This is a genomic window from Pseudomonas sp. PA-5-4B, from assembly GCF_021606215.1.
In the GTDB taxonomy this organism is placed as follows: domain Bacteria; phylum Pseudomonadota; class Gammaproteobacteria; order Pseudomonadales; family Pseudomonadaceae; genus Aquipseudomonas; species Aquipseudomonas edaphica.
In genome coordinates, this window is sequence record NZ_WKDB01000021.1 from 55,841 (window position 1) to 71,826 (window position 15,986).

General features: G+C 59.6%; 15 protein-coding genes and 1 pseudogene. 6 read left to right on the top strand and 10 right to left on the bottom strand.

Annotated features, from left to right (window positions below; genetic code table 11):
• Positions 1-10: 10 nt before the first annotated feature.
• Positions 11-901, bottom strand: a complete 891-nt coding sequence (locus GIW28_RS12715) for a hypothetical protein (RefSeq protein ID WP_236448111.1) — start codon at positions 899-901, stop codon at positions 11-13.
• Between the two features lie 269 nt (positions 902-1,170).
• Between GIW28_RS12715 and GIW28_RS12720 the strand changes: the two genes are divergently transcribed.
• Positions 1,171-2,610 (top strand): lipase family protein, encoded by a 1,440-nt coding sequence (locus GIW28_RS12720; RefSeq protein WP_236448110.1) that lies wholly within the window; start codon positions 1,171-1,173, stop codon positions 2,608-2,610.
• Between the two features lie 41 nt (positions 2,611-2,651).
• Here the strand turns inward: GIW28_RS12720 and GIW28_RS12725 are convergent, their stop codons facing one another.
• Together GIW28_RS12725 and GIW28_RS12730 are read right to left on the bottom strand one after the other, a co-directional pair.
• Positions 2,652-3,194 carry a DUF924 family protein gene (locus GIW28_RS12725; RefSeq protein WP_236448109.1) on the bottom strand — a complete coding sequence of 181 codons (543 nt, stop codon included), beginning with the start codon at positions 3,192-3,194 and terminating at the stop codon, positions 2,652-2,654.
• 326 nt (positions 3,195-3,520) lie between these two features.
• Positions 3,521-4,126 carry a LysE family translocator gene (locus GIW28_RS12730; protein WP_099547802.1) on the bottom strand — a complete coding sequence of 202 codons (606 nt, stop codon included), beginning with the start codon at positions 4,124-4,126 and terminating at the stop codon, positions 3,521-3,523.
• A 265-nt stretch (positions 4,127-4,391) separates the two neighbouring features.
• On the opposite strand from GIW28_RS12730, the pseudogene GIW28_RS12735 reads away from it, so the two are divergent.
• Positions 4,392-4,766 (top strand): annotated as a pseudogene (locus tag GIW28_RS12735) (GNAT family N-acetyltransferase); the annotation flags it as partial.
• A 3-nt stretch (positions 4,767-4,769) separates the two neighbouring features.
• Here GIW28_RS12735 and GIW28_RS12740 read toward each other — a convergent pair.
• From GIW28_RS12740 to GIW28_RS12770, 7 genes are all read right to left on the bottom strand, one after another.
• Positions 4,770-6,089 (bottom strand): OprD family porin, encoded by a 1,320-nt coding sequence (locus GIW28_RS12740; protein WP_017136858.1) that lies wholly within the window; start codon positions 6,087-6,089, stop codon positions 4,770-4,772.
• A 138-nt stretch (positions 6,090-6,227) separates the two neighbouring features.
• Positions 6,228-7,061, bottom strand: coding sequence for a phosphodiesterase (locus tag GIW28_RS12745; RefSeq protein ID WP_099547799.1), 834 nt, complete (start codon positions 7,059-7,061; stop codon positions 6,228-6,230).
• 9 nt (positions 7,062-7,070) lie between these two features.
• Positions 7,071-8,102: an ABC transporter ATP-binding protein gene (locus tag GIW28_RS12750; protein ID WP_017136860.1), complete on the bottom strand. Its 1,032-nt coding sequence runs from the start codon at positions 8,100-8,102 to the stop codon at positions 7,071-7,073.
• Positions 8,099-8,893 (bottom strand): ABC transporter permease, encoded by a 795-nt coding sequence (locus GIW28_RS12755; protein ID WP_236447078.1) that lies wholly within the window; start codon positions 8,891-8,893, stop codon positions 8,099-8,101. The genes GIW28_RS12750 and GIW28_RS12755 overlap by 4 nt, the downstream gene beginning before the upstream one ends.
• A complete protein-coding gene (locus GIW28_RS12760) occupies positions 8,890-9,708 on the bottom strand; it encodes an ABC transporter permease (protein WP_236447077.1) in 819 nt (272 codons plus the stop codon). Before GIW28_RS12760 ends, GIW28_RS12755 begins: the two co-directional genes overlap by 4 nt.
• Entirely contained in the window at positions 9,709-10,713 is a 1,005-nt protein-coding gene (locus GIW28_RS12765) for an ABC transporter substrate-binding protein (protein WP_169987749.1), read from the bottom strand. It lies immediately after the preceding gene.
• Positions 10,697-11,716 carry a LacI family DNA-binding transcriptional regulator gene (locus GIW28_RS12770; protein ID WP_017136864.1) on the bottom strand — a complete coding sequence of 340 codons (1,020 nt, stop codon included), beginning with the start codon at positions 11,714-11,716 and terminating at the stop codon, positions 10,697-10,699. The genes GIW28_RS12765 and GIW28_RS12770 overlap by 17 nt, the downstream gene beginning before the upstream one ends.
• A gap of 220 nt (positions 11,717-11,936) precedes the next feature.
• On the opposite strand from GIW28_RS12770, the gene GIW28_RS12775 reads away from it, so the two are divergent.
• From GIW28_RS12775 to GIW28_RS12790, 4 genes are all read left to right on the top strand, one after another.
• Positions 11,937-13,034: a carboxynorspermidine decarboxylase gene (locus tag GIW28_RS12775; RefSeq protein WP_017136865.1), complete on the top strand. Its 1,098-nt coding sequence runs from the start codon at positions 11,937-11,939 to the stop codon at positions 13,032-13,034.
• A 28-nt stretch (positions 13,035-13,062) separates the two neighbouring features.
• Complete coding sequence (locus GIW28_RS12780) at positions 13,063-14,307, top strand: saccharopine dehydrogenase family protein (protein WP_017136866.1); 1,245 nt, start codon at positions 13,063-13,065, stop codon at positions 14,305-14,307.
• Positions 14,308-14,634: 327 nt separating this feature from the next.
• Positions 14,635-14,877 (top strand): hypothetical protein, encoded by a 243-nt coding sequence (locus GIW28_RS12785; protein ID WP_017136867.1) that lies wholly within the window; start codon positions 14,635-14,637, stop codon positions 14,875-14,877.
• Positions 14,878-15,328: 451 nt separating this feature from the next.
• The gene (locus tag GIW28_RS12790) at positions 15,329-15,664 is read left to right on the top strand and encodes a DUF6124 family protein (protein ID WP_170040084.1); all 336 of its coding nucleotides are present in this window, start codon (positions 15,329-15,331) and stop codon (positions 15,662-15,664) included.
• The last annotated feature ends 322 nt before the right edge of the window (positions 15,665-15,986 follow it).

The window sequence follows — 15,986 nt, forward strand, 5'->3', positions numbered from 1 at the left end:
GTATATGCGCTTACTCCGCGCTCACCAGCACCTGATCAAAAACATAAGCCATCATATTATTTACAAATCTCTCTTGCCCGTTATCGATCGTAGCGCCATCGACATCAATCACCGCCAGGTCTATATCACTAAAGGCGACCACCCGGCCCTTTGTCCCACCCACTACCCAGAACAGCACATTAGTTCCGTAAGTGGCTATCACTCTACTGTCGACAGGGAGTTGCGCAGCCGTTATTGCCAACAGCCCACCGCCCTTAAGCGGAACCGCCTCAGAGTTGCCAAAATAGCTGCTAAAGCTTTCTGATACGGAGGACACTCCGCTATAAGTAAATGATGGAGTGACAACAAAGGAGCCGGTATGCCCAAATACCTGCATAACATTTGTCATGCCAGCCGCAGTACTATTATCACAGGTCAGCAGCAAGACACCGCCCAAATCGGCATAGGCTTTCAACTTGGCAGCTTGTGCCACGGTAAACGTACTCACATGCAGCCCTACCGACAGCACGTCATATTTAGCCTTGAGTTCGGCAGCGGTTACGGTGGCCGATACAATATCGGCCATCGCATCAAACGTAATGACAGATTGAATTTTATTATACGTGCCCTCTGCACCATAGTTGGCTGGCAACTTGACCTGCGGCATCACTTTAGAATAATTCGGACTGCCAATTGCAATATTGGTAAAACCAAGCCTGATAACTGGCAATTTTTTTTCGGCCACCGGCACGGGTACGGGTACGGACACCGCCCCCGTCGAACAGCATTTATGGTGTACATGAACATGAATATGCACGTGCGCCACCTCCCCATGATCGAGGCAGGCCTTGTGATCTTCATGGCACTGCTCAGATACAACGGTGCAGCAGACGTCACGCGGGGCTTGGCTTGAATCAGACATGATCGACACTCCTGGGGCCTAAGAGCACCTACCTCAGTAACAGGTAGGTACCCGCCCTCACCTGGGCGGACTCACAGCACTACACGCCGAATCCAATACTCCGTCTACTGTCAGAATTAACAGGGCTGGCGTAAAAAGTGTCTGGCGCACCGAGTGCATTCCTGGCGGAATCAGTCGCATTGATGGCAATATCATAGCTCTTGGCTACGAAGCAAAACCGCCCCGGTATTCGTCGCATTACCCCCATGGCTTTCAAGGAAGATAAGCTTATGAAACAAGCAGTTGTGGTTATCCACGGCATCGGCGAACAGCGCCCAATGGACACGCTACGCGGCTTCGTCGAAGCGATGATCCCTGCCGCCCCGCCCGATGGCACACCGTTTTACTGGAGCAAGCCAGACCGGCTTTCGCGCAATTTCGATCTGCGCGTACTGAAGTCGTCAGGTCGCACCTCCACGGACTTCTATGAATACTACTGGGCCCACAAGATGCAGGGCACCAGGGTCGGTCACCTGCTGGGCTGGCTATGGGATATTTTCAAACGCCCGCGCCGTGACATTCCCGAGGCCATCGTGCCGATCTGGCGCACCACGCGCTGGACGCTGATGGTGCTCCTGCTGCTGATTGCCAGTGGCACTCTCGCCACGGCCTGGGGCGGGTTCGAGCCCAGTGACAATCCGTTCGCACTGTTGCCACTGCTGCTTGGCGCCATCGGGCTAGGGTTGCGCTATTCAGCGCTGTCTTACCTGGGCGATGCGGCGCGCTACTTGAGTCCCAACCCGCAGAACGTGGTGATTCGCGAACAGATCCGCGCAGACGGGGTGGCGTTGCTGCGCGCCCTGCACAACCAGGGCGACTACGACCGTATCATCGTCGTCGGCCACAGCCTGGGCAGCGTGATTGCTTACGACATCGTCGGTTACCTGTGGCATGAACACCACGACCAATTGACCCAGGTGATCCCCAGCAACCGCGAGTTGGCCAATCGTTATGCCGCCAATGCCACGTTGCAACCGGTGATTAATGAAGCATTGCCCAACGCCGGCGCCGCCCTCGATGGCAGCCTGGGCAGCACCTTGAGGTTCCGCGAGCAGCAGGCCCAGGCATTTATCGAGCAACGCGGCCTGGGCAATCCGTGGCGCATCAGCGACCTGGTCACCGTCGGCAGCCCGATGGCCCACGCCAGCCTGTTGCTGGGCCGCAGTGTGAGTGACTTCAAAAAACGCATTGAACGCCGCGAAGCGCCGGCCTGCCCACCGACCGAAGACACCAAGGGCTATGGCTATAACGCACGCAAGCCAGTGATGCTTGGGCAAAAACCGTTTACCCCGCAGTACCTGCACCATGCCGCGGCGTTTGCCGTGACGCGCTGGACCAACCTCTACTTTCCCGCGCCCTACGGCTTGTTTGGCGATATCGTCGGCGGCCCGGTCAAGCCGGTGATGGGTGCAGGCGTGCTGGATTTACCCGTCACCGTAGGCACCTGGAAAGGCTGGCTCGCCCGCTCCTGGCTCAGCCACACCCATTACTGGAGCGAGCGCGGCGGTGCCCAGGGTTACCTCGGCACGCTCACTCAGGATGACAGCGCAATCAGCCATGGCCAGCGCCCGTCGGCCACCGAAGCCTTGCGCTGGGCGGTCGACCTCAAGGGGTTGCGGCGCTTTCGTCCGGTGGGCGCCAAGGCAGCCTTGGCACCCACCGAGGTCTAGGAGGCCCATGATCGCTCCCACGCAATGGGAACGATCACGGCCTAGCCGGCGAAACCACCGGCCTTGAGAAACTCATGCTCGGGTTGGGTGGTTGGCCTGGCCAATACCGCGTTGCGATGGGGAAACCGCCCAAACCGTTCAATGATATCCGCGTGCTCCTTGGCCCAATGGTAGGTGCTGGCATCCAAATACTGGTTCAGCGCCAACGAACGCTGCTGGTCCGCCGGGTCTTCGGAATGTTCAAACGGCAGATAACAGAAGGCGCGCAGTTCGGGCTCGATCTGTTGATCCAACCCGGCGTCCACCGCCCGCCGCGCATACAAACGCGCCAGCGGGTCGGTGGCAAACATATGGGCCGTGCCGCGAAACGCATTGCGCGGGTATTGATCCAGCAAAATCAGCAAGGCCAGCGCACCCTGCGCCGAATCCAGCCAGCTTTCCAACTCACGCCGGGCGGCTTGCATATGCGTGGCGTGAAAGGTCTCGCGAAAGGCTGCGTCAAACGCGTCGTCCTTGGCGAACCAGCGTTTTGGCCCTGCCTGCTTCCAGAACGCGATCACTGCCTCGGCGGATTGTTCGTTCATGCTCGTCATCGTCCTCTCCAACACTTAACACAAAAAAAACCGTACAGACTTCATCATCGACGTCGGCAATATCCATCAAGTTTCCCACATGGGCTGCGCAAGCTTGCGCGCGGTCGCACCATTGCACATAGGGTTTACCTGATGATCCACCGTCTTGCCCAGGTTTTCAGCGACTCCAATAGCCAAGTGCGCAACAAGCTGTCGGGTACAACATCAACGGGATCTTTGTCGCCAACTGCGCGATCTCGGTGATGCTGTACCGCTGGAAAAGCCTTGATGCCATTGAGCTCAAGCGCCCTGTGGCCTGAAACTGCGCGCCACCGGGTTCAAGGCGCAATAACGTGCAGGTAGAACGCGTGAAACATGAAATACGCACACCCGGCCAACGCCAGCCCCATGCAGCGGTTGAACCAGGTAAACGCCGCCGCCCCGTTGATCCGCCGCCCCAACAGTGCGCCCAACAATGCGTAAACCCACGGCGCGCCGACCGCCCCCAGCCCCAGCAAGGCCGATACGCCAAAGATCGAGGCCCCGGTGATATGCGCCGCCGGCAACATCACGCTGGTGATTGGCAACACCGCGACGATGCCCTTGGGGTTGAGCAACTGGATCACCAGGCCATTCCAGAAGGTCAAGGTCTTGGCAGGCGTGCTTGGGGCGTCATCCACTTCGGTACGTGCGGTGAACACCTGGTAGGCGAGGTACAGCGTGTACACACCGCCAATCAAAGAAATATACGGCAATGCCGCCTGGGAGATGATCGCTTCGCCGGTGTAGCCAAACAGCACGAACATCAGCAGCATCGCGCACCCCACGCCGATGTAGAAACCGCTGGAGCGACGCAATTTGCCCGTAAGCCCGGCATTGAGGCCCATCAAATTGACGGGACCGGGGCTGTACATGACGCTGAACGCGTAAAGGAAAATGTCCATGGCGAACCTGCAGTAGAAGAAGTCGGGCGAGTCTACTGAGCGGGGTGGTGCGCAATCTTGAACGTTTGTGGTTGATTGGCGCACACGTGGCGAGGGAGCTTGCTCCCGCTGGGCTGCGCAGCAGTCCCGAAGCCACACTCTGTAGTGAGTCCCTGGGCGCCCGCTACACATTAAATCGGGGCCGCTGCGCGCCCCAGCGGGAGCAAGCTCCCTCGCCACAGGTAGAGTGTCAGCCGGCCAAACGATAGAATCATCCAATGCGGTCAGATTTTTGACCCGGCTTGTCAGCGAATGGGAAAACGGCACCCTGCGGTTTGACAAACCTGGTGAGTGCCTATTGGGCGTGTTTCGTCACAACCTGTTGATTGCGATCGGAGGTGTTTCACGTGATCCGTACTCCAATCCAGACACCGGCCGGTTACGCCGAGTGTACGTTGCCCCCTCAATGCGCAGACACAACGTTGGCAAGGCGCTGGTGCAACGGTTGTTGGAACACGCAGCGGCACATTTTCAACAGGTGCACCTGACCACCGATACACCAGAAGCCGCAGCGTTTTATCTGCGCTGCGGCTTTCATCAGATAACCAATGGCACAGCAACCCACGCGAAATCGCTTGTGCCGGGCGTCACCGGACCTTGAGCCTTACATCAACGGAATCGAGTAATTCACAAATACCCGGTTCTGGTCCTGGTCCCGCGCGACTTCGCTGCGCGACACGCCATTGCGCCAGCCGAACCCGACGTTCTTGAACGGGCCGCTTTGCACCACGTAGTCCAGGGAGATATCCCGTTCCCATTCGCTGGCGTTGTTGCCGCTGGCGGTGAGGATGTGGTCGCCCTTCAAGTACATCACCGACGCTTTCAGGCCGGGCACGCCGAGCGCGACGAAGTCGTAGGCGTATTGGGCGAAGGCCGTGCGTTCACCGGCCTGGATAAACGTTTGCACGGTACGATCGGTGTAGAGGTACAGGCTGGAGCCGCCCTCCCCTTTATTCACCAGCCCGCCCTGGTTGAGTTGGGCGAAGTTGCTGTCGTCCGAGACTTGTTGGTAACCGGCGGTAATGGCGTGCGGGCCGAGCGAATAGATGAACGCGGCGCTCCAGGTGTTGTTGTCGATCTCCCCCGTGCCGTTCTTGGTATAGCCGCTGAACTTATAGCCTTCTGCACGGCCGGCGGCGCTGCTGTTTTTGCCGTCGGAGGTGGTCTTGAAATAACGCAGATCGGTTTTCAGTGAGCCGTAGTCACCCAACGGCAACACATGGATCAGCCCGGCAAAGTGTTGTTGGTAATAGTCTTCAAGGTTGGCGTAGTAGTACTGCACCAGCAGGTCCTTGTTTACTTGATAGTCGGCACCGGCGTAGTTGAATTTATTGCTTTCCTGGGTGCCGCCTGCCGCTGCCAGGCCACTGCGGTCGCTGGACCCGCGGCCGGTGGTGTGTTGCAGTTGGCCGCCAATCAAGGTCAGGTTGTCGATGTCTTTACTGGTGATCTGCCCACCTTCGAAAGACTGTGGCAGCAGACGGCCATCGTTGCTCACCAGAATCGGCAGGTTTGGGCGCAGGTAGCCGTAGCGCAGCTCGCTCTTGGCGAAACGCGCCTTGGCGGTCGCACCGCCACGGGCCCAGCTGTCGGCAGCTTTGCCGTCATCGTTGGGGATCATCGAGCTGCCGACATGGCGGCCGGCACCACTGTCGAGGGTCAGGCCGAGCATGCCGATAGCATCCAGGCCAAAGCCTACGGTGCCGTCGGTAAAGCCCGACTGGTAGTTGAGAATAAAGGCCTGGCCCCACTCTTCGGTCTTCGACGGCGCGGCGGTGCCGTCGCGGTTATCGTTGTTGAAATAGAAGTTACGCATGTTCAGGTTGGCTTTGCTGTCGTTCAGAAAGTCAGCCGAGGCCAAGGGGCTCAGGGCAATGCCCAAGCCGCCGGTCAATACGCTTAAAACATTCAAAGTGGCTTTCATCAAGGCGAACTCCGGCGCGGAATCCAAGTTCCGGGCGCAAAAAAGGGCAGCAGGGTGCACGCGACCAAACGTGAGTGGGTCGCTGCGTTAACTAACGTTCAATTACCTGGTTATAAGGAAGTGGACCTCCGTGAAACCTCAGTCAATCAATCCATGGGCGTCATAAAACGGATACGGCCCCGGGTAGTCCCCGAACACACCGTTGTGGCTGATCAACCCGTGCTGTTCATCCCAGCGATGCAACAGGTAACCCGCCGGCTCCAGGTTGAAATGCGCGGGCGCGGCGTCTTGCAGGTCGAGCACGATCTGGTGGGAGGTGCCGGGGCAGACACAACTCAGGCTGCCGCCAAAACGCCGCTGCATCGGGCGGTGCAAATGGCCGCACAACAGACGCTCCACTTGTGGGTGGCGGGAGACGACCTTTTCCAGCGCAGCCGCGTTGATAAAAGGTTCGCGGTCCATATGACCGATGCCGCTGATAAACGGCGGGTGATGCAGGATCAGCAGGGTCGGTACATGCGGGCGCAGCGCCAATTGCGCGTCCAGCCACTGCAACTGGCTTTCCAGCAACTGCCCGCCATGGCCACCGGGGATGGTCGAATCGAGGCCGATCAAGCGCAACGGGTGCTCATCCACAACCCAGTCCAGCGGGCCATCCGCCGACGTCGGCAAATAGCGGTGATCGCCGAATGCATCCAGCAACGGCCCACGCGTGTCATGGTTGCCCGGCACCACATAGCAAGGCATGTGCAGGCGCGACAGCTCCGGGTGCAGCACGGCGTATTCATCGGCGCGACCAAAATCCACCAGGTCGCCGCTGACCACCACGATGTCGGGCCGTGGGTCACTGGCATTCAGATGGTCGACGGCACGGCGCAGTGCGCCCAGCGTGTCGACCACGCCATAGGTGAGGCGATTACCGGCTTTCAGGTGCAGGTCGCTGATCTGGGCAACAACAAACGGACGGTTCACAGTAAATTCTCAAGCATTGAGGGTAAATAACTTGTGTGGCGCAATCGCCAGGGCAATCGGTGCGCCGACGCTGTGCAATAGGTTGTCGCTGCTGTCCACCAGCAGCGGTTGGGCGCCACCGACATCCACCAGCAGGCGGCTTTGTGCACCCTGGAAGAATTGCGCCACAAGATGGCCGTGCACGTGCCCTTCGTCTTCCATCACCCGCAAGTGTTCGGGCCGGCAATAGACGGTGCTCGGCGAGTCAGCCCTGTGCCACGGCAACTCGCCGCCGCAGACTTTCAGGCCGTGGGCGGTGCGATCAAGCACCACAAAGGCATTGAGGTTGCCGACAAAGCCTGCGACGAACGCATTGGCCGGTTGCTGGTAGATCTCACGCGGGCTGGCCAGTTGCGCAACACGGCCCCGCTCCATGACCAGGATGCGATCGCCCAGGGCCATGGCTTCGCCTTGGTCGTGGGTGACAAATACCGAGGTGATGCCCAACCCACGCAACAGCTCATCCAACTCACTGCGCAAACGCTCGCGTAATTGCGCATCCAGGGCTGCCAACGGCTCGTCCAGCAACAGCACTTTGGGGCGCGGCGCCAAGGCTCGCGCCAGGGCCACGCGTTGGCGCTGGCCCCCGGACAATTCGTGGATGCTGCGTTTGCCGTGGTTCTGCAAACCCACCAGTTCCAGCAGTTCTTCACAACGCTTGTTGCGCGCAACGGGCGACAGGCCGCGAATCTTCAAGCCATAGACGATGTTCCCGGCCACATCCAGGTTGGGAAACAGCGCGTAATTCTGGAACACCATGCCCACATCGCGGCGCTCGATCGGCAGGCGGGTGACGTCCTGGTCGCCGAAAAACACCTGCCCCACGTCCGGGCGTTCCAGCCCGGCGATCAGGCGCAGGGTGGTGGTTTTGCCACAGCCGGACGGGCCGAGAATCGCCAGGGTTTCACCGCCTTCGACGGTCAGGTTCAAGTCATGCACGGCCACGGTGCCGTCGGCGAACGCCTTGCGACAGCCCTTCAGGCGGATAGTGATAGCAGTCATCGACGCTCTCCACGGGACAAACGAGCACTGATGGCCTGCAACGCAATCAGCAGCGGCACGATCATCAGCAAAAAGATAAGGGTGTAGGCGCTGGCGATTTCCAGGCGCGCCGAGGCATAGCTGTCGGCCAGACCGACCGGCAAGGTTTTGGTCATCGGCGTGTGAAGCATCCACGTCAGGTTGAACTCACCCAGGCTCAGGGTGACCACCATCAGTACGCCCGCCAGAATCCCCGCCCGGCAGTTGGGTACCACCACACTGAAAAAACGCTTGATCGGCCCGGCCCCCAGGCTCGCGGCGGCCTCTTCCAGCACTGGCAGGTGCTGGCGTTGCATCACCGCCATCACCGGGCGTACCAGAAACGGCAGCGTGAACAGTACGTGACCGACAAGAATGAACAGCCAACTGCTGCGAAAGGTGCCGAACTGGCCGTAGGTCAGCAGTAACGCCAACGCACTGGCGAGCCCCGGCATCGCTACCGGCAGAACCATCAGTTCCTCGAACGCACGGCTGAAGCGGTTGTTCATGCGCACTAACGCATACGCTGCGGGCACACCCAACACACAGACGCACACCGCGCAGGCCAGCGCCAATTGCAGCGACAGCCACACCGTCGGCGAGTAGGCCTGCCACACCTGGATCAGCCAATCGAAGGTCAAGCCGCTGGACAGGCCGACAAAGAAATTGCGCGTCAACCCGGCCAACAACGACATCAACACCGGCACCAGCATGAAAGCGCACACCAGCAGGGTGAACAGCAGTTGAATCACAAACAGCGATGGGCGCTTCACAGGACAGTCCCCGCGTTTTTAACCAGGCGTCGTGTCAGCAACAGCACCGCCCAGGTTACCGCGCCGAGCACCACCGACAGCGCGGCTGCCACGGCAAAGTTGGCGTAATTGGTGAACACGTTGTAGATCGCCACCGGTGTGACATTCAGGCGTGTACCCAGGGTGAAGGCCGTGCCGAAAGCGCCCATGGAGGTGGCAAAGCAGATGGCCCCGCAAGAAGCCAGCGCCGGCGCCAAGCCCGGCACGATCACGTCACACACCACGCGCCAATGCCCCGCGCCCAACGAATGCGCGGCCTCCTCGAGGCTGCGATCGAGGCTTTCGCACGCAGCCATCACCGTGAGAATCACCCGTGGGATCGAAAAGTACAGGTAGCCGACAAACAACCCCGCCAACGAATAGGCAAAGATCCAGCGCTCACCGGCCAAGTGCATCCCCAGCGCCGCAAACAAGCCTTGACGCCCCGCCAACAGAATCACCAGGAAGCCCACCACCACGCCAGGAAATGCCAAGGGAAACGTGAGCAGCGCCACCAACGCCGAACGCCCGAAAAACTGCTGGCGTGCCAGAAACACACCGCTGATGCCACCGATCAACAGCGCGACCAGCGTCACCACCATCGCAAGCATCAGGGTTTGCCCAAGGCTGCCCAGGTATTGCGCGCTGCTCAGCACCTGCCAATAGCCGCTGCCGTTGCTGTCACGGCTCTCGGCGCCCAACACCACCAGGTGCGCCAACGGCAACAGCCAAAAGGCGAGCAGCACCACAAAAGCCGGGGCCAGCGCCCAGGCCGCGTGTCGGGTCGAAGTTGCCACTTACTTGACCTCGTTGAGGTAGCGGGCGGCGAAGGCTTCCTGCACCGCGGCCATTTTCTGGTAGTCCACGACACCCGCGCGGGCGTAATCGCTGTCGGGCAAGAACTGTGCGGCGACCTCGGCCGGCATTTTCACCGGGCGCACCGGGCGCAGGTACGCCTTGGCCCAAAGCGCCTGGCCCTGGTCCGAGAGCACGAAGTCGAGCACCTTCTCGGCGTTGGCGCGATGCGGCGCATTGGCCACTTGGCTCATCACATACGGCACGCTGATGCTGCCCTCTTGCGGGATCACAAAGGCAACGTTGGCGTTGTCCTTGTAGCGGGCACGGTAGGCGTTGAAGTCGTAATCCACCAGGATCGGCAATTCACCGGACAGCACCCGTGCATAGGCAGTTTGCTTGGGCACGATGGGCGCGTTTTTCGCCAGTTTCTGGAAATAGTCGATGGCCGGGGCGAAGTTATCCAGGTCGCCGCCCAAGGCACGGTTGATGGCCACGGCAGACACGTAGCCGACGAATGCGCTGGAGGGGTCGAGGTAGCCGACCATGCCTTTGTATTGCGGCTTGAGCAGGTCGGCCCAGCTCTGCGGCACCGGCAAACCGCCGAGCGCGTCGACGTTGACCATGATGCCCAGGGTGCCCGAATGGATGGCGAACCATCGGCCCTCGGGGTCTTTCAAGCCTGCGGGAATCTGCTCCCAGCCCTTGGGTTTGTAACCCTCCACCACCCCGGCTTTTTGCGCTTGTAAACCGAACGTCACGCCGTAGTACACGACGTCAGCGACCGGGGCGGCCTTTTCCGCCACCAGTTGCGCCAGCGACTGGCCGGAGTTCTTGTTGTCCAGCGGCACCTGTACGCCAGTGCTGGCGGCGATGGCCTTGAGCTGCGTGCCCCAGTCGGCCCAGTCCGGCGGGCAGTTGTAGCAAATCGCGGTTTCGGCGGCCTGGGCCAGGCTGGCCACACCGCACAGCAACACAGCGGCCAGGGTTTTACTGAATGCGCGCATCGAGGGGCTCCTCATGGGGTTGAGTGCTTTCGCCCGGCCGGATATGGCAAGGCAAGCAATGGGAAATCGGGGCGTTACCGGCGATTTGCGCCAGCAGTTGGTCAATCACCGTGCTGGCCAGCAGTGCAATGGGCTGCACCACGCTGCACAGGGTCGGGTGCATCTGGGTGCCAAGGGAGATACCGTCAAAGCCCATCACCGACAGTTGCTCGGGCACATTCCAGGCATTGCGGCGCAGTTCGGCGATCAGGCTGATGGCCAGGAAATCGTTGGAGCACACCAACGCCGTGGGCGCGTCCGGGCCTTGCAGATACGGCTGGATCGCGGCAAATTCGGCCTGGGTGTGCGCCGGCATTTCGATCACGGCGCGCGGTTGAAGGCCATACGCTTTCATCGCATCGCAATACCCGGCGTAGCGCAGTCGCGCACGGTCCGATTGCAAGGCAGGCCCGGCGACCATGCTGATGCGTCGGTGCCCGGCCTCAAGCAAATACCGCGTGGCCAGTGCCATGCCCGCGCGGTTATCAACCGACACCGCGCTGTAGCCGGGGTTGCTCGGCTGGTGGTAAGCCAGCACAAACGGGGTTTGCTCCATAGCCAGGCTGTTCAGCACGCTGCTGCTCTCGGCGTCGGTGACGGTCAGCACCAAGCCATCCACACGCTGGCGCAGCAGCTCTTCGACCACCACGCTTTCGCGCTCGCAGCTGTAATCGGTGGTCGCCAGCAACAAGCTGTAGCCACGCAGCCGCGCTGCGCGCTCCATGGCCTGGAACTGTTCGGCAAACACCGGGTTGAGCAGGTTGGGCACCACCACACCGATCAGATGGGTGGTTTGCAGGCGCAACTGGCGGCCGAGCAGGTTGGGCCGAAAACCCAGCTCACGGGCAGCAGCGAACACCTGCTCACGGGTGGCCTCGCGCACCTGCTCCGGGGAGGCGAAGGTGCGGGCGGCAGTGGCGCGGGATACACCGGCCAACTGCGCAACGTCTTTCAAATCAGTCATTGTCACTCGCTTGAGATCGATCTCATTGGCGAGGACAGTAACGGGGGAATGTGGCAGGACGGTGCCAGGGAGATGACGGTTTAATGGCAGCCAGGGTTCACGAGAATGTCTTTATTGCGACGTAGGGTTCAGCAAATCCGCCCGCTAACCTTTCGATCTGATCCAAGTGCGGGCACAATGCGTGTCCTTTTTTGGCAGGCACCGCCGCAGGCTCTCAAAAATGATCAAAACGCCGTACTACCTCATCGATAAACAGAAGCTTCTGGTCAACATGCAGAAGATTGCTTACGTGCGCGAGCAGTCCGGCGCCAAGGCTTTGCTGGCGCTCAAGTGCTTTGCTACCTGGTCGGTGTTTGACCTGATGCAGCAATACATGGACGGCACCACCTCGTCGTCGCTGTATGAATTGAAGCTCGGTCGCCAGAAGTTCGAAGGTGAAGCGCACGCCTACAGCGTGGCCTGGGCCGATGACGAAATCGAAGAGATGCTGGAGAACTGCGACAAGATCATCTTCAACTCCATCAGCCAACTGCAACGTTTTGCCGAACGCAGCGAAGGCAAGACCCGCGGCCTGCGCGTCAACCCGCAGGTGAGCAGCTCCGACTATTTGCTCGCCGACCCGGCGCGCCCGTTCAGCCGCCTGGGCGAATGGGACCCGGTGAAGATCGAAGGCGTGATTGATCAAATCTCGGGCTTCATGTTTCACAACAACTGTGAGAACGGCGACTTCAGCCTGTTCGACAAAATGCTCGGCACCATCGAAGAACGCTTCGGCGCGCTGCTGCACAAGGTCGAGTGGGTCAGCCTTGGCGGCGGCATCCACTTCACCGGTGAAGACTATGCCGTGGACGCGTTCTGCGCGCGCTTGAAAGCGTTCTCCGAGCAGTACGGCGTGCAGGTGTATCTGGAACCGGGTGAAGCAGCGATCACCAACAGCGCCTCGCTGGAAGTCACCGTGCTCGACACCCTCTACAACGGCAAGAACCTCGCCGTGGTAGACAGCTCCATCGAAGCTCACCTGCTGGACTTGCTGATCTACCGCCTCAACGCCAAATTAGCGCCGAGCGACGGCGAACACACCGTGATGGTGTGCGGCAAATCCTGCCTGGCCGGGGACATCTTCGGCGAGTATCAATTTGATCGTCCGCTGGCCATCGGCGATCGGCTGTCGTTCATCGACACCGCAGGCTACACCATGGTCAAGAAAAACTGGTTCAACGGCCTGAAAATGCCGTCCATCGTAGTGAAACAACTCGACGGTACAGTCGAGGTGGTTCGTGAATTTGGTTACGACGACTACCTGTCCAGCCTTTCGTAAGCTGGCGGATAAAGGAGAGATAAAGCAATTGAAAAAGAACGTTCTTATCATTGGTGCAGGAGGTGTCGCCAAGGTGGTGGCCCACAAGTGCGCGCAGCACAACGACGAACTCGGTCGTATTGCTATCGCGTCGCGCAACATCTCCAAATGCCAGGCCATCATCGACAGCGTCAAGGCCAAGGGTAGCCTCAAGGTGCCCGCCGACATCCAGGCCTTTGCGCTGAACGCTTTGGACGTGGAAGCGACCAAGGCCCTGATCCGCGAGACCGAGTCGCAGATCGTTATCAACGTGGGTTCCGCGTTCCTCAACATGTCGGTACTGCGTGCCTGCATCGACACGGGCGTTGCGTACCTGGACACCGCCATTCACGAAGAGCCGGGCAAGGTCTGCGAGACCCCGCCGTGGTACGGCAACTATGAATGGAACCACCTGGAAGAGTGCAAACAGAAGAACATCACCGCCATCCTTGGCGTGGGCTTCGACCCGGGTGTCGTCAACGCGTATGCCGCGCTGGCGCAGCAACAGCATTTCGACCGCATTGATTCAATCGATATTCTCGACGTCAATGCCGGCAGCCATGGCAAATACTTCGCCACCAACTTCGACCCGGAAATCAACTTCCGCGAGTTCACCGGGCAGGTGTGGAGCTGGCAGAACAGCCAGTGGACCAGCAACACCATGTTCGAAGTCAAACGCACCGACGACCTGCCGGTCGTCGGTTCGCAGAACCTCTACCTTACCGGCCACGATGAAGTGCACTCGCTGTCGAAAAACCTCGATGTGCCCAACGTGCGGTTCTGGATGAGCTTCGGCGAACACTACATCAACGTGTTCACCGTATTGAAAAACCTCGGCCTGCTCTCCGAAAAACCGGTCACCACCGCCGAAGGCCTGGAAGTCGTGCCGCTTAAACTGGTCAAGGCCGTGCTGCCCGACCCGTCTTCGCTCGCCCCCGGCTACACCGGCAAAACCTGCATCGGTGACCTGGTCAAAGGCACCAAAGGCGGCCAGCCACGTGAGATGTTCATCTACAACGTGGCGTGCCATGAAGAAGCCTTTGCCGAGACCGACAGCCAAGGCATCTCCTACACCGCAGGCGTACCACCGGTGGCCGCTGCGCTGCTGGTGGCGCGTGGCGAGTGGGACGTGAAACACATGGCCAACGTCGAGGAACTGCCGGCTGAGCCGTTCCTGAAGGCGCTGGACGTGATGGGCTTGCCGACTCGGATTAAAGACGAGCACGGTGATCGGGCTTGGGATGCGATTGCTTGATTAGGTGATTGCTGACCGAACAAAAAAATGCGCCCTCTGGGGCGCATTTTTTGTTTGGAACAAACGCAAATCTCCACCCCAATGAAGATCAACCTGTGGGAGCTGGCTTGCCTGCGATAACGGTCTTCCAGTACCGCATGGGTTGGCAGACACACTGCTATCGCAGGCAAGCCAGCTCCCACATTGAATCTCCGGTGAATGCCAAAACAGTTCAAAAAACTGTCAATTCTCACAGGTTACGCCTCCCACAAACTGCGCTAGCTTAGCCAGTCGAGAGCGCAATCATCGATTGGCTCACCCATTCATCATGAGCGAAAGGACTCGTCCATGAACCGGCCAAAACCCGCAACCCGCAACACTTCGCCGATCAAGCCACGGGGACGAAACCGTTTAGGCATCACCGCCCACCTGCCCCACTGGGTGTTCGCGCTGCTCATCGCACTCTGCGCCCTCGGCGCACTGCAAGACCGCGCCCGCCGCGTACGGCCGGTGTACGCCGTACTGCTGTGTGTCGGCGTGCTCATGCTGTTATGGGCGGGCTGGATACGCTGGTTTGCGCCTGGTTCATAGCTCGCAGGTATGACACTCGCCATCAACGAGCGATGAAGATCAACCTGTGGGAGCTGGCTTGCCTGCGATGGCGGCCTTTCAGTGCCGGATGGGTTGACTGACACACTGCTATCGCAGGCAAGCCAGCTCCCACAGGAGATCGCGTGCGTTCAGATAATTCCCACAGTGGTTTCAGGTTGTCGGTCGGAAGTGGGCTGACTAATCTCTGTGCCGTCGCTGCCAATTCAGCGGCCGGATTTGACCGTCCGATTAATTAAAGTACAGCTTGGCTCTAACCTATTTCAGGTGTTTTTTTCACGCCTGAGGTATCGTGTTGCGGTGGCTGTATGCGGGATACCTTCGGGTATGCCGGATTTCCTTTGATTGCCGGTCGGTCAACCCGTGTACAGCTGCCACCCTCTTCGCTTGACCGCGAACGTTGGCAGCTCCACTTAATCTTAGGACCTTCACCATGATCAAAGACAGCCCAAATCCCCCAGGCCAGCCAGACTACGACACCAGCACCCTGCACGAAGTGGCCTACCGTGCGATCGCCCACTACCTCAACCCCGGCAAACCCATTCCTGAACCCAGCGAAGGCATCTTCACCGTGCGCGCCGACCTGGGCACCGAAACCCTGCTGGTCAATGCTTCCCAGGATCTGGCGTCCATCAGCAATATCGCCAACCACCTGGCGTTTGAAATCGACGGCTCCCAACGCAATGTCGCGCTGGGCATCTGCCGCATGCTCGAAGGTGTGCAACTGCTGGTGGACAAAGCTCTGAACGTAGCGCACCCAGCCGCCTGAAGATCGTTTCCACGCGTTGTGAACGATCAACCTCAAAACCGATGAAGATCAATAGGTGGGAGCTGGCTTGCCTGCGATGACGGCCTTTCAGTACCGCATGGGTTGACTGACACACTGCTATCGCAGCATAGGTATCTACACAACTTTTAAAAGCAGCCTATTTCTCCTGTGGCGAGCAGGCTTGTCCTGCTCGCCACAACAGCCCACCTGCCACAGACTTCGTGTTAACCGGTTGTGTAGATACCTATGGCTATCGCAGGCAAGCCAGCTCCCACAGGAGATCGTGTGCGTTCAGATATTTCCCACAGTGGTTTCAGGTTGT